The following is a 23,010-nucleotide window of genomic DNA, read 5'->3' as shown; positions in this document are numbered from 1 at the left end:
CCTGTTCGCCGGGTTGGCGCAGGACTGACCCTCCGCGTGACCGTACTCGCCGCACCGACGGTGCCGTACTCGGCGAGTTCGGTCACGCTTCCCGGCAGTACGCGCCGGCGCCGGACCCAGGTGGCACGGCGTCGGTGGGCCGGGCCGTCGCGCTGGAGTTCGGGCGCGGGCGCTCACCGTGGTACGTTCTGTATACACGTTGTATGCAAACAGCGGTGAGGGGAGAGCTGACGGTGCAGTCGGGACGGCAGAAGGCGTACGGATATCTCAGGGACACCGTCCTCACCGATCCCGCGATGCAGGGCGAGTTCCTGTCCGAGCAGATGATCGCCGACGCCATCGGGGTCTCCCGTACGCCTATCCGGGAGGCGCTGCTGATGCTCGCCGCCGAGGAGCTGGTCAGTCTCGTACCGAAGCGGGGAGCGTACATCGCGCCGCTGTCCGGCCGGGAGATCGGCGAACTGATGGAGATGCGCGGCGTGCTGGAGAAGTACGCCGCCGAGCGCACGGTCGCCACCGGCACCGTCCCGGTGCGCGAGATGGACGACATCCTGACGCGGCAGAACGGACTCCGCGGCCAGGAGAACGCCAAGGAGTTCATCGACGCCGACCACCACTTCCACGCCACGCTGGTCTCGGCGGTCGGCAACGACCTCATGACGAAGCAGTACGACGCCCTCCGCAGCCGACAGATCCGTGCGGGTGTCGTCGCGCTCTACCAGTCGGGCGGTCGGCAGGACGAGGTGCTGGTCGAGCACCGGCGCATCCTCCACGGCTTGGCGGCCGGCCAGGCGGCGGTGGCGTGCGTGGCCATAGACGAGCACATCGCCGCCACCCGCCGCATCCTCATCGACGGCTGAGCACCCACGCCGGCCCCGCGCCCGCACGCGCCGGGGCAGCCGGATCAGAGCCGCCGGTTGTCCAGCACCGCCACGGCCCGGCGCACCCGCTCCGTCTCGGCCACGTCCACCTCGGCCACGAGCAGTTCCTCCCCGACGCCCGCCTGCTCCCGCACCCGCCCGTCCGGACCGATCAGCGCGCTGTGGCCGATGCCGGTCGGAGCCGGCGTACGCTCCTCGAGGTCCGCCGCCGGGTCGGGCGGTGCCTGGCCGGCGGCGGCCAGCCACACGGTCGCGTCCAGTGCGCGGGCCCGGGTGAGCAGTTCCCACTGCGCGAGCTTGCCCGGTCCCGCGCCCCAGGACGTGGGCAGTACGGACAGCGCGGCGCCGGCGTCCGCGTGTGCCCGGAACAGTTCCGGGAAGCGGACGTCGTAGCAGGTGGCCAGGCCCACCCGCACCCCCGCCACGTCGATCGTGGTGACCTCCCGGCCGGGTGCGACGGTGTCGGACTCGCGGAAGCCGAAGGCGTCGTACAGGTGGATCTTGTCGTAGCCGGCCTCCACCTCCGGCCCGGTGGCCAGCAGCGTGTTGGCCACCCGGCCCTCGGACGCGGGAGTGAACATGCCGGCCACCACGGTCAGTCCGTGCCGCTGGGCGAGGTGGCGTACGCCGTCCGCCCAGGGGCCGTCGAGCGGTTCGGCGACCGGCCCGAGCGGAGCCCCGAAACGGGCCATCGACGCTTCCGGAAAGACGGCGAGCTGGGCGCCACGGGCCGCCGCCCGTTCGGCGAGCCGATCGAGGGCGCGAAGGTTCTCCTCGGGCTCGGCGCCGGCGGTGAACTGACACAGGGCCGTTCGCAGGGTCGTCACGGCGTCTCCTTTCGCAGCTGCGGCGATCCGACGGCGGTCGCCCGTACGGTGTCCTGCCCGGCCCCGGGCGCGCTATCCGGCGTGGTGGTCGGGGTGTCCACCAGCTTGCTGTACTCCGCGTCCTCGTCCAGGTCCGGGTCGCGCCCCAGCAGTACGCCGGCGACCGTCGCCGCCGCGGCGACCAGGAGGTAGCCGGCCAGCGGCAGCCACACCCCGAACTCGCCGAGCAGCGCGGTGAAGATCAGCGGTGCGACGGCACCGCCGATGACTCCGGCCAGGGTGTACGCCAGGGAGGAGCCGGTGTAGCGCAGCCGAGGCGTGAACTGTTCGGCGACGAAGGCCGCCTGCGGGCCGTACATCACAGAGTGGATCGCCAGCGCGACGATCACGCCGAAGGCCAGCAGCGGCCACGAGCGGGTGTCCACCAGCGGGAAGAAGAGGAACGGCCACACCCCCGCGGCGAGCGCCGCGCCCAGGTACAGTCGGCGGCGGTTCCAGCGGTCCGAGAGGGCGCCGGCGAGCGGGATCAGGAAGATCTGCAGACCGGAACCGATCAGCACGGCGGTCAGCGCCTCACCGCGCGCCATGTCCAGCTCCTGGGTGGCGTACGTCAGGACGAACACGGTGAACATCGCGTACACCACATCCGGTGCCACGCGGCACAGGATGGCCGCCGCGAGCGGGCGCCGCTGGGTGGCGAAGACTTCCCGGATGGGCGCCTCGGGGCGTTCCCCGCTGGCTTCCATGCCCTTGAAGACCGGTGTCTCCTCCAGGCTCGTCCGAATCCACAGCCCGAAGGCGACCAGTACCCCGGACAGCAGGAAGGCGATGCGCCAGCCGTAGCTGAGGAACTGCTCCTCGGTCAGCAGGGCGCCGAGCGCCGCGAGGGCGCCGTTCGCCATGAGGTTGCCGGCGGGTGGTCCGACCTGGGCGGCGGAGGCCCAGAAGCCGCGTTGTCGCGCGTTACCGAACTCGCTGGTCAGCAGCACGGCGCCGCCCCACTCGCCGCCGACGCCCACGCCCTGCGCGAAGCGCAGCAGCACCAGCAGTGCCGGGGCGATCGGCCCGGCGACGGCGTGCGTGGGCAGACAGCCGATGAGGAAGGTGGCGGCTCCCACCAGGACGAGCGTCGCGACGAGCACGCGCTTCCGGCCGATGACGTCGCCGAGCCGGCCGAAGACGAAGCCGCCGAGCGGACGGGAGACGTACCCGACCGCGTACGTGGAGAAGGCGAGCAGGGTGCCGGTGAGCGGGTCGTCGGACGGGAAGAAGAGGTCCCCGAAGATCAGCGCGGAGGCCGCGGAGTAGACCGCGAAGTCGTACCACTCCAGCGAGGTGCCGGTGAGGCTGGCGGTGAAGGCGCGCAGGAGGGTCCCGCGGTCGGTCTGCTGCTCGGATGGCTCCGGGGTGGTGCTCGCTGTCGCCCCGGCTTCCTCGTTCTCTGCCACTGGCTGTGTCCCCTTACGGGTGCCGAACCTGCTGTCGTACATCGAGCATACTTGCTGTATACAGGTCGTATGCGCAATAGGGAGACGGCATCGATCTCCCCGAAAACCCTCTGAACTGGAGAAATCGTGTCGGTCCTCACCTTCACCCTGCCGGACGACAGCCAGCGGACCGTGACCGTCACCCGGCTGTTCAACGCCGGTTACGCGGGCCGCAGCCAGGCCGACGTCGCCGCGCACGTCGCCGAACTCGCCGAGCTGGGCGTGCCCGCTCCGGACACCACCCCGGCGCTCTATCCCGTCTCGCCCTACCTGGCACAGCAGACCCGTCGGGTCGCCGTGCAGCATGCCCGTACGTCCGGCGAGGCCGAGTGGGCCCTCGTCGTCGACGACACCGGCGAGCCGCTGCTGACCGCCGTGTGCGACCACACCGACCGGCAGCTGGAGGCATACGGGGTGGCCTGGAGCAAGAACGCCAGCCCTGACGTCCTCGCCGACCGCGCCTGGCCGCTGGCCGAGGTGGCGGAGCACCTCGACGAACTGACCCTGCGCGCCTGGGTGACCGACTCGGACGGCCGCGAGCGCCTCATCCAGGACGGCACCGCCGGCGAGCTGCTCGCCCCCGCCTACTGGGTCGAGGTCCTGCGGGAGCGTGGCGAGCTGGAACCGGGCACGGTACTGCTGTCCGGCACCATACCGATGGTGCCGGACATCGACCAGTTCGCCCACATTTGGCGGGTTCAGCTCGCCGACCCGCGTACGGGCCACGAGATCGACCTGGCCTACGAGGTGCGGCCGATGCCGGAGCCCATCGGCTGAGGGGGCGGCGCGGGCCGGAGGCCCGGCTTCGCGCGAGCCTGGGCGTACGGGCCGCGCGCCTGTCCGGGCGGTCCGTACACCCCCGTGGTGCCCACGCGTGCCCGGCCGTGCGTGCCCCCGTCCCTACCCGCCGTCGCTCGGCGCCCGTACGACCGCGTCGCCGGCTGCCGTACGGAAGTACAGCACCGACCGCCCCGACCGGCGCCGCCGGACCAGGCCCGCCTCGCGCAGCACCCGGAGATGGCCGCCCACCGAGCCCAGGCCCTGGCCGGTCAGCGCCACCAGCTGGCTGGTGCTCTTCGGCGCGTCCAGCAGCACCAGCATCCGTGCCCGTACGGGCCCCAGCAGCGCGCCCAGGGCACGCGGGACCGGGACGCGTTCCGGATCGGCGAGCGCGCCCGCGCAGGGGTACACCACGGCGTACCGTCGCCGCTTGCCCGTCCCGGGCGCCGGCCGGTCCCAGGCCACCCAGCCGTGTTTGGCGGAGGTGACCGGCACGAAGAGCAGCCGGGCGTCAGCGATCGTACGCGGCGGATTGTCCTGGGTGTTGATCTGCAGCCGGCCGCCGCCGAGCCAGCGCATCCCCGGCCGCATGCGGTCCAGCGCGGCGGCCCAGCCGCCCCGGACGAGCTGGTCCGTACGCGCCACCACGTCGGCCTCGATGATCCGCGCGCGCCGTGGCCAGTACGGCAGCACGGTCTCGGCCCACACCCACCCCAGCAACGCGGCCGCGCGCGACGGCAGATCGTCCCGCCGCAGCTCGGCGGGCGGCTGTCCGCCTGGCGGCCTGCCGAGTGGTCCGCCGAGGGGCGCGCCGAGGTCCTGGCGGGCGAGATCCGGTGGTGTCTCGCGCACCAGCCGCAGCTCCTCGGCGAACCGCGGCGCACGCGCGACGGTGGTGTCCGTGCCGGCGGCGGTGCCGGCAGCCCCGCCGGCCGCCTCGCCGCCGTCCGGTGGCACCGGGGTGAGGAAGTCCGCCAACCAGCGGACCCCGTACCCCTCCCGTACGAGCCGCGCGGTGACCGGATCGGCCGCCAACCGCCGCTGGTACGCGCCCCGGTGGGCCGCAAGCCAGTCCCGCTCGCCCGGGTGCGAGGCCACGCCGCGCTCCAGGGTCAGCAGGCTCGCGGTGGTCTCGGCCAGCTCGGAGACGACGAACCGGCTGCCCGCGAGAGTGTCCGTACTGATCTCCCAGCAGCCCATGTTTCGCCTCCCCACGAAACAGTAACGGCCCCGCGCGCGGCCTCCGCAGACTCTCCGGCCATGCGCACCTACCGAGAGCTGTTCCGCACGCCCGAGTTCACCCCGCTGTTCCTGACCTCGTCCGTGCAGGTGGCCGCCGGGACCACGAGCGGGTTGGCGCTGGGCACCCTCATCTACGCGTCGACGGGTTCCCCGCTGCTGTCCGCGCTCGCCATGTTCGGGCCCTCGCTCGCCCAACTGGTCGGGGCCAGTACGCTGCTCTCCGCCGCCGACCGGCTGCCCCCACGGGCCGCGCTCGCCGGGCTCGCCACGCTGTTCGCCGTATGCGACGTCGCGCAGGCCATCCCGGGACTGCCGGTCTGGGCCGCCTTCACGCTGCTGTTCTGCCTCGGCCTGATCGCCTCGGTGGGCGGCGGCGTACGGTACGGGCTGCTGCACGAGATCCTGCCCAAGGACGGCTACCTGCTGGGCCGTTCCGTCCTGAACATGACCGTGGGCTGCACCCAGATCGGCGGCTACGCGGCGGGCGGGCTGCTGCTGGCGCTGCTCTCGCCCCGTGGCGCGCTGTTGGTCGGCGCCGCGCTGTACGCCGTCGCGGCGCTGCTCGCCCGCTTCGGCCTCAGCCACCGCGTGCCGCGCGCCACCGGCCGGCCGTCGATCGCCGCGACCTGGCGCACCAACGCGCGGCTGTGGTCCGCCCCGCCCCGCCGCTACGTCTACCTCGCGCTGTGGGTGCCGAACGGTTGATCGTCGGCTGCGAGGCGCTGTACGTGTCGTACGCGCCCGAGCACGCCGGACTGCTCTTCGCCTGCGGCGCGCTCGGCATGCTGACCGGTGACACTCTGACCGGGCGGTTCGTACCGAAGCGTTGGCGGGAACGGCTCGGTGCGCCGATGCGGCTGCTGCTGGCCGCGCCCTTCCTGGTGTTCGCGCTCGACCCGGCGCTGCCGCTCGCGGTGGCGGCGGTGACGCTCGCCTCGGTCGGCTTCGCGGCCAGTCTGCTGCTACAGGAACGACTGCTCGCCCTCACCCCGGACGAGCTGACCGGGCAGGCGCTCGGCCTGCACTCCTCCGGCATGCTGGCCATGCAGGGCGTGGGTGCCACGCTCGGCGGCGCGCTCGCCCAGTACACCTCGCCCGCCACGGCCATGGCCGTCCTCGCCGCCGTCTCGGTCGCGGTCACCCTGGCGCTGGCGCCGGGCCTGCGCCCGAGGGTGGCGGCGACCGTTCCCGGACCGGCGGACGCTTCCGGACCGTCGGACGGTCCCGCCGACGAGGGTGCCCGGTGACGGCCCGCCCCGTACTCGCGGTGCTTGCGCTTTCCGCCGCGTCAACTTCTACGTTCGGTGCAGTGGCCGTCGGGAACGCCCCGTACGCGCCCCGGACAGCAGGAGGACACGGCATGACCTGGTCGATCGCGGAGGTCGCCCGGATGTCCGGGGTGACGTCCCGGACCCTGCGGCACTACGACGAGATCGGCCTGCTGCCGCCCGCCGGTCACGCGAGCAGCGGACACCGCCTCTACGGCGAGGCCGAGCTGCTCCGGCTCCAGCAGATCCTGCTGCTGCGGGAGTTGGATCTGGGGCTGCGCGAGATCGCCGGGATCCTCGGCCGCCAGGCCGACCGGACGGCCGTACTACGGGAGCACCACCGGCGCCTGCTGGCGGAACGCGACCGGCTGGACACGCTGGCCCGCACGGTCGGCCGCACCATCGACGCACTCGAGTCAGAACGGAGCAGCAGCATGACGAGGATCACCGAGCCGGAGAACCTGTTCGAGGGCTTCGACTTCTCCGCGCACGAGGCCGAGGCCGAGCGGAAGTGGCCCGAGGAGGCCGCGCAGGCCCAGCGGTACGCCGACACGCTCACCGCCGAGGACTGGGAGCGGATGCGGCGGGAGACCACGGAGCAACTCGTACGGATGGCGCGGCTGATGGCGGCGGGTCGGCCAGCGGACGACGCGGCCGTACAGGAGGAGGTGGACGCGCACTACCGGGCGATCCGCCGGTCGTGGACGCCGAGCGCGGCGGCGTTCGTCAACCTGGCGCGGACGTACGTCGACGACCCGCAGTGGCGGTCGGCGTACGACACGGTGGCGCAGGGGCTGGCCGAGTACCAGCGGGACGCCATGACCGTCTACGCCGAGGCCCGACTCGACTGACCGGCGGATCGGACGGCGTACGGGTAGCCGGGGCCGGGCCGGGCCGGGCCGGGCCGGGCCGTTGACCTTGACCTTGGGACCGGGCACAGCATCGTTCGTACCGGGCGTCGGGCCCGGGATGAGGACGCGTGGAGGGACGGGTGAGGGGATGGGATCGGAGGGTCTGACCATCGGGCAGTTCGCGAGGCTGTCCCGGCTGTCGCCGAAGGCGCTACGACTCTACGACCGCCTCGGCCTGCTCCCGCCCGCCCGGGTCGATCCGTCCAACGGCTACCGCCGGTACGAGCCCGAGCAGTTGGAACAGGCGCGTCTGGTGGCCTGGCTGCGCCGGCTGGGCATGCCGCTCGCGGACATCCAGCGGGTGTGCGGGCTGGGCCCGGGCGCCGCCGCGCGAGAGGTACGGGCGTACTGGGCGCGGGTCGAACGGGACACCGCCGCCCGGCGGGATCTGGCCGCCTTCCTCATCGACCAACTGTCGTGGAAGGACACGGTGATGTCGCGAGACCAGCAACCCGAGCGGTACGAGCAGCCCGATCCGGCTCAGCGACCCCTGGAGATCCGGTACGCCGCGTTGTCCGACAGGGGCCTGGTGCGGGAGAGCAACCAGGACACCGCGTACGCCGGAGAGCGGCTGCTCGCCGTCGCCGACGGTTTCGGCAGCGGTGGCGCGCCCGCCAGCGAGGCCGCGATCGAGGCGCTCCGCTGCCTTGAGGAACCGCGGCGGCAGGTGCCGGCCGGCGCGCTGTTGAACATCCTCGAGGACACCCTCGACCAGGTGGGCAGCGCGGTGCGGGGCGTCGCCTCGGCCGGTAGGGAGCCGGCCGAGGCGGGCACCACGCTCACCGCGATGCTCTGGGCCGGCTCCCGACTCGCCTTGGTGCACATCGGGGACTCCCGGGCGTACCTCCTGCGGGACGGCGAACTGCGGCAGATCACCCAGGACCACACCCTGGTGCGGTCGATGGTCGACGAGGGCCGATTGACCGAGGAGGAGGCGGCCACCCACCCACAACGCTCGCTGCTCGTACGCGCGTTGGGCGGGTCCGGGGAGACGGCCACCCCGGAGGTGCGGTTGCGCGAGTCCCGGCCCGGCGACCGCTATCTGCTGTGCTCGGACGGCCTGTCCGCCGTCGTCCCCTCCGCCGACCTGCGGCACGCGGTGACGTCGTACGCCGAGCCGGAGCGGGCAGTACGGGAACTGGTCGCGACCGCGAACCGCGCCGGCGGCCCGGACAACATCAGCTGCGTGGTCGCGGATGTGCTGCCACCGGCGGAGTGAGGGCGGGCCCGGTCAGCGCCGTTCGCCTCCGCCCGTCGGGTGGTTCGGCGCCGGCGGCCGGTCCAGGGCGTACACCGTGATCGGCTTCCCGAACAGGGTGTCCTGCCGGCGTGGGGCGAAGCCGAGGCGGTGGGCCACCCGGGCGGAGGGCTCGTTTTCGGGGTGAATCATGGCGGTGAGGTAGTCGACGTCCAGCGTGTCGAACCCCCAGTCCACACAGGCCCGGGCGGCCTCGGTGGCGTAACCGTGTCCCCAGTGGCGGGGAGCCAGCGTCCAGCCCGCCTCGACCTCGTCGAACTCGGGCCAGTGGTTCAGCCCGCAACGGCCGATGAACTCACCGGTGTCGCGCAGTTCGACGGCGCACAGGCCGTGTCCGCGCTCCGCCCACTGCGCCTCGACACGCTCCAGCCGCTCCCGTGCCTGGGTGGGGGAGAAGGCCGGCACGAACCGGTTCACCCGGGCGTCGGCGTGCAGCGCGACCAGCGCGTCCACATCCGCGGTCGTCAGCGGTCGCAGGTTCAGTCTCGCGGTGCTCAGCACGTCTCCTCCTCGTCCTCGTCCGTCCCGCTCGTGTCCTCCCGCCGGTGACCCGTGCGGTCGTGATCCGTACGCGCGCCGCCCTTCGCCTCGCGCGCGCCGTCGCTCGTACGCTCGTCGCTCGTGCGGCCGCCGCGGACCAGGCCGGCCGCCGCGGCCAGGGCGACGGCGGCGGCGAGAAGCACCTGCACCCGATAGTCCAGGCTGGCCACCAGGCCCGTACCGAGCAGCAGCCCCAGGCCGGTGGGCGCGAACATCACGGTGTGCGCGGTGGCCGCCACCCGTGCGGTCAACTCGCCCGGGGTCTCCCGCTGTACGGCGGTGAGCGCCGCGATCAGCGGCAACGGTAGTCCCAGCCCGATCAGCAGGCTGCCGCCGCACACCACCGGTGTCCAGGGCGTGGCACGCGCCAGCAGCCCCAGCGCGAACACCGCGACGCCGAGCGCCGCGAAGGTTCGCTCGGGCATCCGGCGCAGCAGCGCGCCCGCGCCGAGCCCGCCGACCACCGAGCCGAGCCCCTGGACGGCGGTCAGCACTCCGGCGAACGCCGCTGGCTGGCGCAGACCGTCCAGCAGCGCGAAGAGGGCCGTGCTGCTCAGGCTGGCCGCGGTCATCGCCGCCGCGCCGGCCAGCGTCATCCCGCGCAGCAGCCGATGCCGCCGGAGGTAGCGGACCCCGGTTCGGACCTCGTGGCGCCAGGACCGCCGGCGCGGCGGGGGCGTGGTCTCGCGTATCCGCAGCAGCGCGAAGGCCACGGCGGCGAGCAGGAAGGTGGCGGCGTCCAGCAGCGCCACCGCGTGGCCGCCGAGCGTCGTGAACAGTCCGGCCCCGGCCAGCGGGGCGAGCAGCTTGGCGCTCTCGACGGCCGTACGGGCCAGCCCGTTGAGGTCGCCGCGCAGTTCGTCCGGGACGACGGCGGTCACCACGGCCACCTCGGCGGCGTCGCTGAGCACGGCGCCGGTGCCGACGAGGGTCAGCACGAGGAACAGCAGCCAGACCTCGTCCGCCGAGCGCACCGCCAACGGCAGCAACAGCACGGTGGCGAGCAGCAGATGGACGGCGACGAGCAGCGGCCGGCGGCGTACCCGGTCGGCGAGCGTGCCGATGGCGGGGCCGGCGAAGCCCGGCAGCCAGTAGCAGAAGGTGACCAGCGCGGCGAGGCCGTTGGAGCCGGTCAGTTCCTTGACCCAGATGCCGGCGGCCAGCGACATGGCCGCGTCGCCGAACGCGGAGACGGTGACGCCGCCGAGGTAGCGGGCGGCGTCGCGGTTCCGAAGGACTCGTCGTGTCTGCCGGTCCACACCTCACCCCTTCGGTCGGTCTCCGCGCTGGCCCCCCGATCCAGCGGTACGGGCCGTGTCGTTGCCGGCAGCGGATGGCGAAGGCCAGTGAGGACCAGCGCAGAATACCCCCAATCAAATGCTAGGGGGTATCGAGCAGGTCCCATGCGTTTTACTGATCGGGTGACCGATCCCGACCCCGTACTGCGCGCGCTCGCCCACCCGTTGCGGCTCCGGATGATGACGTTGATCTGGCCGGGTCCCATGTCGGCGGCCGAACTGGCCCGGGAGCTGGGCGTCTCGCACGCCCTGGCCAGCCAGCACCTGCGCCGGCTGCGTACCGTCGGACTCGCCGAACTGGCCGAGGAACGCACCCGCCGTGGCGGTCGCGAGCGCCGCTACCGTGCCGTGCGGGGCGCGCCCCTGTCGGAGCAGCGGGACGGCTCCCCACTGCTGGCCGAGACGCTGGCGCACACGCTGCGGGAACGCGTCGCCCAGCGCGACCCCGGCGGCGAGGGCGTCACCGTCGACGCGGAACTGTGGGTGGAGCCGTCGGTGTGGCAGGACGTACGCCACCGGCTCGCCGCACTGGCCATGGAACTGCACGAGTCGGCCCGGCCGCCGCGCACTCCGGGCACCGAACGCGTCGGGCTGTCCGTGATGGCCTTCCCGATGCGGGACGGCGGTGCCGCCGGGGGACGTACCGGCGAGAGCGCCCAGCAGGATCAGAGCGCCCAGCAGGATCAGCGTGACCAGCACGCTGACACGGAGGACGGCGCTGGCCCGGCCCAGGACCGACCAGCGCCTGACCACGCCTGACCGGCCCTGCCGTCTGCCCCGCCCGGCCGGCACGGAGGGGCCCTTCGCCGGCGACCGGGTGGCACGCTCTATCGTGGGGCACATGGCCACCGCTGAGCTGATCCGTATCGTGTCCCGGGCCTCGCCCATGGCCCTGGCCCAGGTGGAGCGGGTGCGCGCCGAACTGGCCCGGCAACACCCCGGTATCCGTACGGAGGTCGTGCCGGTCACCACCTCCGGCGACCGCTGGCTGGGCTCGCTGTCCGAGCTGGGCGGCAAGGGCGCGTTCACCAAGGAGGTGGACGCCACCCTGCTCGCGGGGGACGCCGACCTCGCCGTGCACTGCATGAAGGACGTGCCGGCCGACCGTCCGCTGCCCGCCGGCACCCTCTTCGCCGCCTACCTGGAGCGGGACGACATCCGGGACGCGTTGATCCACCCCGGCGGCCTGACCCTGGACGAGCTGCCGGCCGGCACCCGGATCGGCACCTCCTCGGTACGTCGCGTGGCGCAGCTCGCCATGACCCACCCGCACCTGGAATGCGTACCGATGCGCGGCAACGCCGGCCTGCGGATGCGGAAGCTCGCGGACGGCGAGGCGGACGCGCTGTTGCTGGCGGTCTCCGGGCTGGAACGGATCGAGCGTACGGACGTGATCACCGAGACGCTGTCGGTCGAGACGATGTGCCCGCCGATCGGCGCCGGGGTGCTCGGACTCCAGTGCCGGGAGGACGACACCGACACCATCGACACGGTGTCCGGGCTCGGCGACCCGGCCACCTGGCGGGAGACCACCGCCGAGCGGATGTTCCTGCACGTGCTGCAGGGGCACTGCAACTCGCCGCTGGCCGGCTACGCCCGGGCGGAACGGGACGGTCGGCTGTCGCTGCGCGCCCGCGCCTTCAGCCCGGACGGCAAGACGGTGCTGGACGCGCACGAGTGGGCGGGCCCGCTCGACCCGGCGACGCTCGGCACCTCGGTGGCGGTGGCGCTGCTGCGGCAGGGCGCGCGCGAGCTGATCGACTCGATCCCGCACTGAACCGGCCGCTCGCCCGCTCGCGGCGGGGCTCAGCCGGCGGGCCGGGAGAACCGCTCCACCAGCTCCGTCTTCTCGAACATCCGCGCCGTGTCCAGCGCGGACGGCTGTCCGCCGCGTGGGTCGGCACCGCCGTCCAGCAGGACGTCGACCACCTCGTCCTCGCCTTTGAAGACGGCGCCGGCGAGTGGCGTCTGCCCCCGGTCGTTGGGCCGGTTCGGGTCGGCGCCCCGCTGGAGCAGGGCGCGTACGGTCGCCGGGTGGCCGTGGTAGGAGGCCAGCATGATCAGTGTGTCGCCCTTGTCGTTGCTGAGATTGGCCGGCACTCCCGCGTCGACGTAGGCCACCACGGTGTCGGTGTCCCCGTGCCGGGCGAGGTCGAAGATCTTGGCGGCGAGCTGCAACACCTCGGGGTCGTGTGCTGGTTCGTCGCTCTCCGGCATCGGCGCGTTGCTCATCGCGGGCCGTCCTCTCCTCGCTGTGTGGGCGGGTGGGGTCACGGATGAGGTGCTCCACCGGGGACCACCTTACGTACGCTTCGTCCCGTGTCCTCAACCATCAAGCGAGTGCTGCTGGTCGTGGGAGCCCTGGCGCTCGCCACGATGATCGCCTGGGACATCGTCACGCGGCCCGGCGGCTCCGTGCCACGGGTGCTGCTGGTCTGGTCGCTGACCGGTGCGGGGGCGGCGTCGCTGCGCTGGCGGCGGCGGTGGCCGGTGCAGGTCGCGGTGTTCACCCTGTTGTGTGCGGCGGCGTTCTTCCCCTTGGCGTACCGCGACACGCCCTTGCTGCTGCTGATTTACGCGTTCGCGCTGTTCACCGTCGCGCTGGAGGGGCATCTGACCGCGGCGGTCACGCTGGGCGCGGTCACGATGTTGGGCATCACCGTGGTGGAGATCGGGCCGTCGGGCGAACGGCATGTGGACGACACCTCCCTTTTCCTGCTCACCGGCTGGCTGGTCGGAGTGATCGCGGTCGGTCACGCCATGCGGTCCCGGCAGGCGTACCTGCGGGAAGTCGAGGAGCGCGCCCGAGCGGCCGAGCGGGAACGGGCAGCGGCCGAGCGGGAGAAGGAGGTACGCGCCCGGCAGTCCGCGACGGAGGAACGGCTGCGGATCGCCCGTGAGTTGCACGATGTGTTGGGCCACAACATCTCGCTGATCAACGTCCAGGCCACCGCTGCCCTTCACCGGCACGCCCGTGGACTGGGTGCGAATCCGACCACGGCCGCGGCTCCGGCTCCGGGCGGGGGCGCGGCTCCGGATGCCGCCGAGGGCATGGTGCCCACCATGGAGACCGTACGCAGCACCAGCAAGGAGGCGCTGCGCGAACTGCGCTCCACCCTGGGCCTGTTGCGACAGGTCGAGGAGGAGGCGCCGACCGCGCCCGCGGAAGTGGGTCTGCCCCAGCTGTCCGAGCTGGCCGCGCGGGCGCGGGTGGCGGGCGTGGAGGTGCGTACGGAACTGGCGGTGCCCGAGGAGGCGCAGCCGCTCTCGTCCCGGGTGGAGAAGGCGGCGTACCGGATCGTGCAGGAGGCGCTGACGAACGTCGTACGGCACGCGGGCGCCACCTCCGCGACCGTCACGGTGCGCTACGAGCGCACGGGCGGGCATCCGACATCCGCCACCGGGCCGCACGTTCGGGTGATGATCGAGGACGACGGGCAGGGCGTACCGCCGGACGAGGAGCTTGACGGGAGCGGCCTGGAGGGGATGGCGGAGCGTGCGCGGGCGCTGGGCGGCGCACTGACGAGCGGGAACGCGCGGGACGGCTCCGGTAGCGTACGGGGCTTCCGAGTGGAGGCGACGTTGCCTGCGGGGGATGGCACATGATCAGTTTGGTGCTGGCGGACGATCAGCAGCTGGTGCGGGCCGGGTTCCGTTCCATCCTGTCCTGTGAGGGGGACATCGAGATCGTCGGGGAGGCGGCTAACGGCCTCGAAGCGGTGCGGCTGGCGCGTGAACTACGGCCGGACGTGGTGCTGATGGACGTACGGATGCCGGAGCGGGACGGCTTGCAGGCCACCCGGGACATCGCCGCCGACTCCAGGCTCGGGCAGGTACACGTCCTCATACTGACGACCTTTGACGTGGACGAGTACGTGTACGGCGCGCTGCGCGCGGGCGCGTCCGGCTTCCTGCTCAAGGACACCGACCCGACGGAGCTGCTGCACGGCGTGCGGGTGGCCGCTCGCGGCGACGCGCTGATCGCCCCGACGGTGACCCGTCGGCTGATCGCGGACTTCGCCGAACGGGTGCGACGCCCGGAGCCTGAGACCGCGTTGGGCACGCTGACCGGGCGGGAACGGGAGGTGTTGGGGCTGGTGGGGCGGGGGCTGTCGAACGACGAGATCGCCGAGCGGCTGGTGCTGAGCCCGGCGACGGCGAAGACGCACGTGAGTCGGCTGATGACGAAGCTGGGGGCGCGGGACCGGGCGCAACTGGTGATCTTGGCGTACGAGTCCGGGATGATCACGCCGGGCTGGCTGGGGTAGTGGTCGCTGGCAGAGCCGTGGAGCACTCCTGCCATACGCAGTACCATATGTGGCATGGCGCTCAAGCGGACGACGGTGTACGTCGAGGCGGACGACCTGGCAGTGATCAAGGAAGCCGCCGTACGGGAAGGGGTGTCGGAGGCCGAGATCATCCGACAGGCTGTTCACCGAGCGGCACTGGCCCGACGGCAGTGGGATGAGCCGTTCTTCAGCCGGACCTATCCGCCGGTGTCCGGAGAGGTCACGGACACGGAGTCGGCGACCGAGGAGATGTGGCGGGAGAAGGCCGAGCGATACCGGAACACCAGGGGCAGCGCGGCGTGATCCTCATTGTCGCTGACACCTCGGGGTTGCTGGCCGCGCTGGAAGCGGGTCACCCCGATGGGCCCGGCGCCAGGGAAGCACTCGAGAGAGCGAGCGTGCTGGTCGTGTCCCCGGTGATCCTCAGCGAACTCGACCACCTGGCCACCAGGGAACTCGGGCGACGTGCCGCCACCGAAGCGGTGGATGACCTGTGCCGCCGAGTCCGTGCCAAGCGGGCGGAACTCGCCCAGGTGACCGCCACGACCGTGGAGCAGGCGCAGATGGTGCGCGCTCACTACGCCGCGTTGGACCTGGACCTCACCGACGCCGTCAACGTCGTCCTCGCCCGGGACTACGACACGGACACGATTCTCACTCTCGACCGTCGGGACTTTCGGGCCGTCGTACCGCTCGGCCCGCACAAGGCGTTCCGATTGTTGCCGGATGACCTTTGAACGACGCGGCGCGAGCTGCCCGGGGTGGGCTGGGGCGGCATGCGGTTCTCAGGGGTCGACTCAGGGTTTCGGTCAGGGACTTGTCGGGGGTTACCGCAACACCTGGGGTACGTGCCCGGCGGTGGCCGCAACTCGTGACGTAAGGCAGGTGTTGACTCCCGGCCGACGCGTGGCCGTACCTCGCGGGCCCATGCTGAACCCGTCGATCGTTCCCGGTGGTTGCAAAGCACCCGGGACCAGCGGGAGAGGTGCAGCATGGGTATCGGACGGACCGAGCAGCGGTCTGCCGGCGGTGGCGGAGGCGGCGGTACGAGCCCTGGCATCCTGGAACGCATCGCGGCCTACGCCTTCCAGCACAAGTGGCAGGCCCTGGGGCTGTGGGCGGCCGTGCTCATCGCCGTACAGGTGGTGGCGGGGATGGCCGGGGACGACTACCGGAACGACTTCTCGCTCCCCGGCACCGAGTCGCACCACGCCACCGAGGTGATGGAGCAGCACGGCGCGGCCCAGGCCGGCGGCAGCGTGCAGATCGTGCTGCAGGACGAGGACGGCATTCGCGACGCCGGGACCAGACAGCGGGTCGCCGGCATGCTGGGCGAGGTCGAGGGCCTGGACAAGGTCGCGCAGGTGCGCGGTCCGTACGCCGACTCCTCCGCCGTCGCGCGGGGCGAGAAGATTGGGTACGCCACGGTCACGCTGGACGTGGCCGCGGAGGAGATGCCGGTCGAGGACACCAAGCGGATCATGGACACCGCTCAGCGGATCGACGGGCAGGACGGGCTGCGGGTCGAGCTGGGCGGCGAGGCCGTGCGGGCCGCTGAGGAGGGCGGCGGAGGCGCGGCTGAGGGCGCGGGCATGCTGGGCGCGCTGGTGATCCTGGTATTCCTGTTCGGCTCGCTGGTCGCCGCCAGCCTGCCGGTGGTGACCGCGGTGTTCGCGGTGGGCAGCACCATGGGGCTCATCATCCTGGCCTCGCATTTCGTGACGCTGGCAGACTTCACCCCGCCCCTCATGATGCTGGTGGGGCTGGGCGTCGGCATCGACTACGCGCTGCTGATCTTCTCGAGATACCGCGGCGAGCTGCTGCGGCAGGCCGATAGCGCGCCGGGCGGCCAGGGTGCCGGGGCGGACGGCGCGGGCACCGGCACCCGGGAGGTCGGGGAACGGGCCGCCCGTATCGCCATGGATGCCGCCGGCCGGAGTGTCTTCTTCGCAGGCTGTACGGTGATCATCGCGCTGCTGGGACTGTTCGCACTCGGGCTCGGCTCCCTGCAGGGCGTCGCCCTCGCGATGGCGCTGACCGTGCTGGTCACCATGCTGGCCTCGCTGACGCTGCTTCCCGCCCTGCTGAGTGTGTTCGGCGGCCGTATCCAGCGGAACGTCGCCAGGCGGGCGCAGCGCCAGGCTGACCGTGGACGTCCCGCCGAGGGCACGAGGTGGCGCCGTTGGGGCGGCGGGGTACAGCGGCACCCGGTGGTGGCGCTGCTGGTGTCGGTGGTCGCGCTCGGCGCGCTGGCCGCGCCCGCCCTGAACCTCCGGCTCGGCTTCGCCGACGCGGGGAACGACGCGCCGAGCAGTACCACCCGGCAGGCGTACGACCTGCTGGCCGAGGGCTTCGGGCCGGGTTTCAACGGTCCGCTGATGGTGGTCGCGGACGGCGAGCGTGGCCAGAGCGTGCAGCCCGCGGCCGGCGTGCTGCACGAGGAGCTACGGGCCGCTCCCGGGGTTGCGGACTCCTCGCCGCCGATCCCGACGAAGGACCCGTCCGCTGCGCTGGTGATCGTCTATCCGGAGTCCGCCCCGCAGAGCGAGCAGACAGACGATCTGGTCACCGAACTGCGGGAGGACGTCCTGCCGCCGGTGGAGCAGCGCACCGACACGGAGTTCCTGGTGGGCGGCTCGAACGCCGGTGCACTGGACTTCTCCTCGACGGTGGCGGACCGGATGCCGCTATTCGTGGCGATCGTGGTGGGGCTGTCGGCGCTGCTGCTGATGTCGGTCTTCCGCTCGGTGCTCATCCCGCTGAAGGCGGCCGTGCTGAACCTACTGAGCATCGGAGCTTCGCTGGGCGTGATCACGCTGGTTTTCCAGGAGGGCTGGTTCGGGGTGCAACCCGGGCCCATCGAGGCGTTCATCCCCGTGATGATCTTCGCGATCGTCTTCGGGCTCTCGATGGACTACGAGGTCTTCCTGCTCTCCCGGATTCACGAGGAGTGGGAGCGTACGAAGGAGCCGGCGCTGGCCGTACGAGAGGGGCTGGCGCACACCGGCAAGGTGATCACGGCCGCCGCGGCCATCATGATCGTGGTGTTCGCGGCCTTCATGATGAGTCCGGACCGGATGCTGCAACAGTTCGGGCTGGGCCTGGCGGTGGCGATCCTGCTGGACGCGGTGGTGATCCGCTGCCTGATCGTGCCGGCCGTGATGCGGTTGTTCGGCTTGCGGGCCTGGTGGCTGCCCGGACCGCTGGCGAAGGTGCTGCCGAGGGTGAAGCTGGAGCGCTGAGTCCCGGCCGTACCCGGGTGCGGTCCCGGGCCGCCAGCGGGCCGTCCGGTGGCCGCCGCCTCAGAAACTGTCCGGGCACCACGGGCGGTTCGCCGTACGCAGCAGAAGGTCCGCTCGCGCCGCCGCACCCGTCGAGACCTCGTCCACCCGGCCCAGGGCCAGTAGCCGGCTCGCGGACTCGTCCCCGAGGTAGAGCGTCGCCAACTCGCCGACGTCCAACACCAGATCGGCCGTCGCGGTGGTCCGGACACAACTCGCCCCGTCCGGCGCCACGTCCAGCTTGTACCGCCCCTCGGCCGGGCCCTTCCGGTCGGTCACCTCCAGCACGAGGCTTCCGGTGGTGGCGTACGTACGCGCCTCGAGCAGCCTCGGCACATCCAGCGGACGCAGCCACAGGAAGTCGGCATACGTCGCCAGCCGGGCGGCGCGGGGGTCGGGCAGCAGCAGCGGCAGCGAAGTGTCCGGGGCGAGCGGGCCGGAGCGCACCGTGGCGACCCAGTCCAGGGCCAGGACGTAGCGCCACAGCGCGTGCTCGGCCGAGGGGGTGGTGCCGAAGAGGCTCTTCACCGTGGCGCTGCCGCACGGGACCTTCGCCTCCCAGTGGCTGCGCACGGTGTACGCCGCCAGGCCCTGCGGCACTCCCGCCGGGTCCCGGTAGAGCGCCCAGTAGGGCGGCTCGTGCGAGTCCCCCTCGTACCGCATCTGGCCGGTGGCCCTCGCCCAGTGCCGTTCGTTCCGGCTGATGGCGCCCTGCCGGTGCGCATCGACCCGGAAGCGCTCGTGCAACTCGGGTCCGAGCCGCCGGACTTCGGCCGGGTCGACCAGTTCGATGCCGCCCTCGCCATTCGCCGGCCCGGCATGGTGCCGATCGAGCCCGGAGCGGTGCACCTCCACCTCGTAGTCCGCGGACCAGGTGGCCGGACCGAAGCCGAAGCGTCCGTAGATCGGATACTCCGAGGCGATCAGCGTGGCGCAGGCGTCACCGCGCTCCACGGCCGCGTCGAGCGCGTTCGTCATCATCCGGGTCAGCAGGCCGCGCCTGCGGTGCGTCGGTGTGACGGTCACCGCCGAGACGCCGCTGCTCGGCACCACCGCCCCGCCGGGCACGGTGAGTCCCAGCGGGATGGTGCGGAACGTGGCGACACAGCGGTCCTTGTCGAAGGCACCCTGGACCCGGTCGAAGTCCATATCCCAGCCACGGACAGCGGCCTCCTCGGGGCCGAGCTGCCGGGGCTCGCCCAGAAATCCGGTCTCGAGCGCCCGCAACCAGTCGGGGAAGGTGTCGCCGGTGACCGCGCGGATATCGATGCTCATCCCAGCACGCTAGAGCGCCCCACACGGCCGCGCACACGCTTTTCAGCCCAGGTGGGCCACTTCCTCCAGCGCTCCAACCAGCGCGGCGGCCCGCTCCCGGACGTACTCCTCCGGTTCGCCTGAGGCCAACGCGCGTAGGTCCGGCAGCAGTTCGCCGTACTCGGTGAAGGAGGTCGCCCAGAGCGCGACGTACCGGAGCTGGTCGTTCGGATCGCGGAGCAGCGCCCGCAGCGCCTGGGACACCTCGGGCACGTACTCCCCGGAGACCGAGAGGCCGAGCCGCAGGGCGAGCTTCCCGCGTTCGACGTCGTCACCCTCGGCGGAAAGCTCCGCCAGCAGTTCCTGCGTACGCCACGGGCGCAGCGCCCGCTCCATACGTTCCGCATACGGCGTGACCCTGGTTTCGCTGTCGCCGGCCAGGGTCACGTACCCGACGCCGGATATCTGGTCCGTCGTGTAGTGCAGGGATACCGCGGCGGGAAGCACGTCGGGCGGGGACTCCCAGATCATATGCCCGTCCAGTCCCTCGGCGCGGTCCCGTGGCACGTCGTACACCAGAGGCCAGGACAGCTCGTCCGCCAGGGCGGCGACCTCTGGCCAACCCGTTTCGGGCCGCAGGACATGACGCGCCGTCCGGTACGCCGGAACTCTCACGGTTGCTCCTCAACGGTCGTGCTGTGCTGTCTCGTCGCCGCGACGGCGGGCGCGCGGGGCCCGCTCCCCGGCCACCGGAATCCGACCGATCCGACTCATCAAACCGACCCGCCCCGAACCCTAGCCGGTCAGAACAGGTCAGGTCGCCGCCCGGTCGAGCAGCTTCTCCGCCGCGTCGACCGACCGCAGGAGTGCCGACGCGTCGGCCGTCAAGCCCTCGACGATCCGGTCCATCTCGCGTAGCCCGGCCCGCTCCAGCAGCCGCTTCTCGTTGGTCACCCACTCGCCGCGCGCCGCGAGCACCCCGTGCGCGGCCTGTGCCGCAGCCGTGGCCAGCGAGCCCGTGGTCTCGGTCAGTCGGCCGTGCGGGGCGAAGTTGCCCTTCGCGTAGCTGAGTACGAGCCGCGCGGTGCCGTGCCAGCGCCCCCGCGCCGTCTCGCGCAGCGCCTCCGGGTAGCGGTCGGGGCGGGGCAGTTCGCCACGTAGCACCTCGTGCACCGCCAACTCCCCGACCACCAGGTACGATGGAATGCCGGCCAGGTGGAACAGCAGTGGCTCGACGTCGAACTCGCCCCGCTCCGCCCGGTCGAGTTCCCGCTCGACCACGTCGAGATCGCGGTAGTGCACGTCGACCCGACGTCCCTCCACGGTGAGCCACGCGCCGCCGTTGAAGACCCCGCTGCTCCAGCCGCCGAGGTCGGACACCTCCCCGGGCAGTTCCAGCGCCCGCAGGTCGTCCGGGTCGAAATCCCGCCGGTAGTAGAGCGCCAGGTCCCAGTCGCTGTCCGGCCGATGCGTGCCCTCCGCGCGGGACCCGCCCAGTGTCACGGCGACGCAGCCCGGCAGCGCGGCGAGCCGGTCGGCGAGCCGGCCGAGGAAGCGCTGATCGTCAATGGCCTTGGGAGTGGTCAAGAGGTCTCCTTCGCACGCTGTGAGGCGCCGTTTCGGGTGAGGCGCCGCCCCCGACACCATCTCGTGCACGGCGCGCCCGCAAGGGAATTTCCGTACGGGACCGCCCCTACGCGACCGTCCGTACGGAGTCCCCCGCGCGGCAGGCACGTCAGAACGCCGGACGTATCTCCCCCACGCGCTGGCCGCCGCCCCACAGCGGCGCCTCGGCCAGCCGGTCGAGCACCGGGCCGGTCACGTCCAGCCGTCGCAACGCCCCCGCCAGCACCGGCGCGAGCGCCCGTGCGGCACCGTCGTCGAGCTTGAACGCCAGTGCCCGCCCGTCCGGCAGCGCCACCGCCTGTACCGCCTCGGCGCCCATCTTGCTGAGCGTGCCCGGCAGTTCGGTCATCAGCCAGGTGTCATGGCGCCGGCTGCCCGCGACGTACGCCGGATGCGCGCGCATCGCCCGCGCCACTCGGCCCTCCGGGCTGTCCTCCGGAGCGCGTACGAACTCCCGGAACGTCCGGGCCAGTCCGGTCAGCGACACGGCGAGCAGCGGCGCGCCACAGCCGTCCGTGCCGGTGTGCGCGGCCGGTTCGCCGGCGAGGGTGCGCAGGGTTTCCGCGATCAGCCGCTGGAGCGGATGGGCTGGTTCCAGGTACGTGTCCAGCGGCCAGTCGTTCGCCCGGCAGGCCGCGAGCATCGCCGTGTGCTTCCCGGAACAGTTCATGGCGACCCGGCTCCGCCGCTGTCCAACGGCGAGGTGGCGCTCCGCCTCCGTACGGTCCAGCGGCAGGTCGTACGGGCACTGGAGGTCCGCCTCGGTCAGGTCGTGCTCGGCGAGCATCTTCTCCACCAGTTCCAGGTGCCGGGGCTCGCCCGAGTGGCTCGCGGCGGCCAGGGCCAGGCGCTCGCCGGACAGTTCGAGGCCGGCACGCAGTGTGCCGGCGGCCTGCACCGGCTTGTTCGCCGAGCGGGGAAGGATCGGCGACGCCACGTCGCCCAGGGACTCCCGTACGGTGCCGTCCGCGTCCAGGATGACCAGCGAACCGCGATGCAGCCCCTCCACGAAGTCGGAGCGCACCACCTCCGCGAGGACGGGCGACGCCGGCCGGTGCGCGGGTCCGACGCGTGGCGCGCCGGGAGGGGCCTCAGCGGCGGCGCGTCCGGTTCGCGGGCGCCGCGCGTCCGGCTCGCGGTCGGTGGAGTCGTGCGCGGGTGTGGCGGGCATGGTGGCCTTCCGCTTCGGGTTTCCGGGCTGTTCCCGGCGTGCCGGCACCCCGCCGGATCTCGGCGTACGAGTGGCTGCGCGCGGGATGTGCTGCTGTCCCCTCACGGTAGCGGCAGCCGATCGGCGGCCCGCACCGAGCAGGCTGGCGGACGCCTGCGGCCCCGTGCGGCCTGTGCCGTGCGCGCGGCCCGTACGGCCCGTGCACGCCACCTCACGGCAGCAGGTCGTCCACCTGTGCCTCGCCGTCCCGGTACCGCCGGGCGATCTCCGCGTTGCAGCCGTCCGCGGTCTGCTGGAGCGACTGCCGCCCCTGGGAGACCTCCTGCTCGAAACCGCGGAGGCGGTCCATCGCGGCGTCCAGCTCGACGGCCGTACGGGCCGTCAGGTCGGAGAGTTCCACCTCGGCCAGCATGTCCTCGGCCAGCTGCCGGTACTCCTCGCTGTGCGGGGTGCCGACGGTGACATGCCGGGCCGAGGAACGCTGGTGGGCCGGCCCGTCGGCCAGGATCTGCGGCAACAGCTCGATCAGCTCGGCGGACTGGGCGGAGCGTCGTGCCAGCTCCGCGCGCAGGATGTCGATCCGGCCCTGCAACAGCCGGCGTACGTAGCTCAGATCGGCCTCGTCCTGTTGTGACCGCCGGCGCAGCGCGCGCAGTTCCAGCAGGTCGAGCCGCGGAAGGTCCGGCGCCGCGCGGTGCCGCAGCATTGGGTGTCGTTTGGGCCGCGGGCCCGCGCACGCGGCCGGTTCGGCGGAACCGCGGGAATCAGCGGGCCCGTCAGGACCACAGTCAGGGCCACCGACAGTCGCGGCGGGATCAGCCGGGTCCTCGTCCAGGCAGGGGCTCGCGGGCACGCCGTCCGGCCCCGGGCGGGCGCTCGCCGCCGTGTCCGCCCGCG

At 72.6% G+C, this 23,010-nt stretch carries 22 protein-coding genes and 1 pseudogene; 12 read left to right on the top strand and 11 right to left on the bottom strand.

Annotation, left to right across the window (positions count from 1 at the left end):
• Nucleotides 1-233: 233 nt before the first annotated feature.
• Nucleotides 234-860, top strand: coding sequence for a GntR family transcriptional regulator (locus tag AN216_RS26235; protein WP_070199220.1), 627 nt, complete (start codon nucleotides 234-236; stop codon nucleotides 858-860).
• Nucleotides 861-904: 44 nt separating this feature from the next.
• Here the strand turns inward: AN216_RS26235 and AN216_RS26230 are convergent, their stop codons facing one another.
• On the bottom strand, nucleotides 905-1,699 hold the full coding sequence (locus AN216_RS26230) for a carbon-nitrogen hydrolase family protein (RefSeq protein ID WP_170843235.1): 795 nt from the start codon (nucleotides 1,697-1,699) through the stop codon (nucleotides 905-907).
• Nucleotides 1,700-1,704: 5 nt separating this feature from the next.
• The gene (locus AN216_RS26225) at nucleotides 1,705-3,075 is read right to left on the bottom strand and encodes an MFS transporter (RefSeq protein ID WP_070199225.1); all 1,371 of its coding nucleotides are present in this window, start codon (nucleotides 3,073-3,075) and stop codon (nucleotides 1,705-1,707) included.
• A 207-nt stretch (nucleotides 3,076-3,282) separates the two neighbouring features.
• Between AN216_RS26225 and AN216_RS26220 the strand changes: the two genes are divergently transcribed.
• A complete protein-coding gene (locus AN216_RS26220; protein ID WP_070199218.1) occupies nucleotides 3,283-3,972 on the top strand; it encodes a DUF2848 domain-containing protein in 690 nt (229 codons plus the stop codon).
• 123 nt (nucleotides 3,973-4,095) lie between these two features.
• Here AN216_RS26220 and AN216_RS26215 read toward each other — a convergent pair whose 3' ends face one another.
• The gene (locus AN216_RS26215) at nucleotides 4,096-5,175 is read right to left on the bottom strand and encodes an ArsR family transcriptional regulator (protein ID WP_070199217.1); all 1,080 of its coding nucleotides are present in this window, start codon (nucleotides 5,173-5,175) and stop codon (nucleotides 4,096-4,098) included.
• A gap of 60 nt (nucleotides 5,176-5,235) precedes the next feature.
• On the opposite strand from AN216_RS26215, the pseudogene AN216_RS26210 reads away from it, so the two are divergent.
• From AN216_RS26210 to AN216_RS26200, 3 genes and pseudogenes are all read left to right on the top strand, one after another.
• A pseudogene (locus AN216_RS26210) lies at nucleotides 5,236-6,464 on the top strand (MFS transporter).
• 113 nt (nucleotides 6,465-6,577) lie between these two features.
• Nucleotides 6,578-7,336 (top strand): MerR family transcriptional regulator, encoded by a 759-nt coding sequence (locus AN216_RS26205; protein ID WP_070199216.1) that lies wholly within the window; start codon nucleotides 6,578-6,580, stop codon nucleotides 7,334-7,336.
• Nucleotides 7,337-7,484: 148 nt separating this feature from the next.
• Nucleotides 7,485-8,615 (top strand): MerR family transcriptional regulator, encoded by a 1,131-nt coding sequence (locus tag AN216_RS26200; RefSeq protein WP_070199215.1) that lies wholly within the window; start codon nucleotides 7,485-7,487, stop codon nucleotides 8,613-8,615.
• A gap of 12 nt (nucleotides 8,616-8,627) precedes the next feature.
• On the opposite strand, the gene AN216_RS26195 is transcribed toward AN216_RS26200, so the two are convergent.
• Both AN216_RS26195 and AN216_RS26190 read right to left on the bottom strand, forming a co-directional pair.
• Nucleotides 8,628-9,155, bottom strand: a complete 528-nt coding sequence (locus AN216_RS26195) for a GNAT family N-acetyltransferase (RefSeq protein ID WP_070199214.1) — start codon at nucleotides 9,153-9,155, stop codon at nucleotides 8,628-8,630.
• The gene (locus AN216_RS26190) at nucleotides 9,149-10,453 is read right to left on the bottom strand and encodes an MFS transporter (protein ID WP_070199213.1); all 1,305 of its coding nucleotides are present in this window, start codon (nucleotides 10,451-10,453) and stop codon (nucleotides 9,149-9,151) included. The genes AN216_RS26195 and AN216_RS26190 overlap by 7 nt, the downstream gene beginning before the upstream one ends.
• Before the next feature lie 162 nt (nucleotides 10,454-10,615).
• Between AN216_RS26190 and AN216_RS26185 the strand changes: the two genes are divergently transcribed.
• Together AN216_RS26185 and hemC are read left to right on the top strand one after the other, a co-directional pair.
• A complete protein-coding gene (locus AN216_RS26185) occupies nucleotides 10,616-11,251 on the top strand; it encodes an ArsR/SmtB family transcription factor (RefSeq protein WP_170843233.1) in 636 nt (211 codons plus the stop codon).
• Between the two features lie 82 nt (nucleotides 11,252-11,333).
• Nucleotides 11,334-12,269, top strand: a complete 936-nt coding sequence (hemC, locus tag AN216_RS26180; RefSeq protein WP_070199212.1) for a hydroxymethylbilane synthase — start codon at nucleotides 11,334-11,336, stop codon at nucleotides 12,267-12,269.
• Nucleotides 12,270-12,298: 29 nt separating this feature from the next.
• On the opposite strand, the gene AN216_RS26175 is transcribed toward hemC, so the two are convergent.
• Entirely contained in the window at nucleotides 12,299-12,724 is a 426-nt protein-coding gene (locus AN216_RS26175; protein ID WP_070199211.1) for an ankyrin repeat domain-containing protein, read from the bottom strand.
• An 87-nt stretch (nucleotides 12,725-12,811) separates the two neighbouring features.
• On the opposite strand from AN216_RS26175, the gene AN216_RS26170 reads away from it, so the two are divergent.
• From AN216_RS26170 to AN216_RS26150, 5 genes are all read left to right on the top strand, one after another.
• Complete coding sequence (locus AN216_RS26170) at nucleotides 12,812-14,098, top strand: sensor histidine kinase (RefSeq protein WP_070199210.1); 1,287 nt, start codon at nucleotides 12,812-12,814, stop codon at nucleotides 14,096-14,098.
• Nucleotides 14,095-14,760 (top strand): response regulator transcription factor, encoded by a 666-nt coding sequence (locus tag AN216_RS26165; RefSeq protein WP_070199209.1) that lies wholly within the window; start codon nucleotides 14,095-14,097, stop codon nucleotides 14,758-14,760. The genes AN216_RS26170 and AN216_RS26165 overlap by 4 nt, the downstream gene beginning before the upstream one ends.
• A 54-nt stretch (nucleotides 14,761-14,814) precedes the next feature.
• Nucleotides 14,815-15,084 (top strand): ribbon-helix-helix domain-containing protein, encoded by a 270-nt coding sequence (locus AN216_RS26160; RefSeq protein WP_070199208.1) that lies wholly within the window; start codon nucleotides 14,815-14,817, stop codon nucleotides 15,082-15,084.
• Entirely contained in the window at nucleotides 15,081-15,518 is a 438-nt protein-coding gene (locus tag AN216_RS26155; RefSeq protein WP_070199207.1) for a PIN domain-containing protein, read from the top strand. Before AN216_RS26160 ends, AN216_RS26155 begins: the two co-directional genes overlap by 4 nt.
• A gap of 255 nt (nucleotides 15,519-15,773) precedes the next feature.
• Entirely contained in the window at nucleotides 15,774-18,023 is a 2,250-nt protein-coding gene (locus AN216_RS26150; RefSeq protein WP_079167019.1) for an MMPL family transporter, read from the top strand.
• A gap of 60 nt (nucleotides 18,024-18,083) precedes the next feature.
• Here AN216_RS26150 and AN216_RS26145 read toward each other — a convergent pair whose 3' ends face one another.
• The 5 genes from AN216_RS26145 to AN216_RS26125 form a co-directional block, all read right to left on the bottom strand.
• Nucleotides 18,084-19,337 carry a GNAT family N-acetyltransferase gene (locus tag AN216_RS26145; RefSeq protein ID WP_070199206.1) on the bottom strand — a complete coding sequence of 418 codons (1,254 nt, stop codon included), beginning with the start codon at nucleotides 19,335-19,337 and terminating at the stop codon, nucleotides 18,084-18,086.
• Between the two features lie 42 nt (nucleotides 19,338-19,379).
• A complete protein-coding gene (locus tag AN216_RS26140) occupies nucleotides 19,380-19,991 on the bottom strand; it encodes a HEAT repeat domain-containing protein (protein WP_070199205.1) in 612 nt (203 codons plus the stop codon).
• A gap of 138 nt (nucleotides 19,992-20,129) precedes the next feature.
• A complete protein-coding gene (locus tag AN216_RS26135) occupies nucleotides 20,130-20,903 on the bottom strand; it encodes a nucleotidyltransferase domain-containing protein (protein WP_070199204.1) in 774 nt (257 codons plus the stop codon).
• A 148-nt stretch (nucleotides 20,904-21,051) separates the two neighbouring features.
• On the bottom strand, nucleotides 21,052-22,113 hold the full coding sequence (locus AN216_RS26130) for an asparaginase (RefSeq protein ID WP_070199223.1): 1,062 nt from the start codon (nucleotides 22,111-22,113) through the stop codon (nucleotides 21,052-21,054).
• Between the two features lie 211 nt (nucleotides 22,114-22,324).
• Nucleotides 22,325-22,819 (bottom strand): RsiG family protein, encoded by a 495-nt coding sequence (locus tag AN216_RS26125; RefSeq protein ID WP_070199203.1) that lies wholly within the window; start codon nucleotides 22,817-22,819, stop codon nucleotides 22,325-22,327.
• Nucleotides 22,820-23,010: the final 191 nt, after the last annotated feature.

The organism is Streptomyces oceani, assembly GCF_001751245.1.
GTDB lineage: Bacteria > Actinomycetota > Actinomycetes > Streptomycetales > Streptomycetaceae > Streptomyces > Streptomyces oceani.
This window is presented reverse-complemented; position numbering and strand designations above follow the sequence as displayed.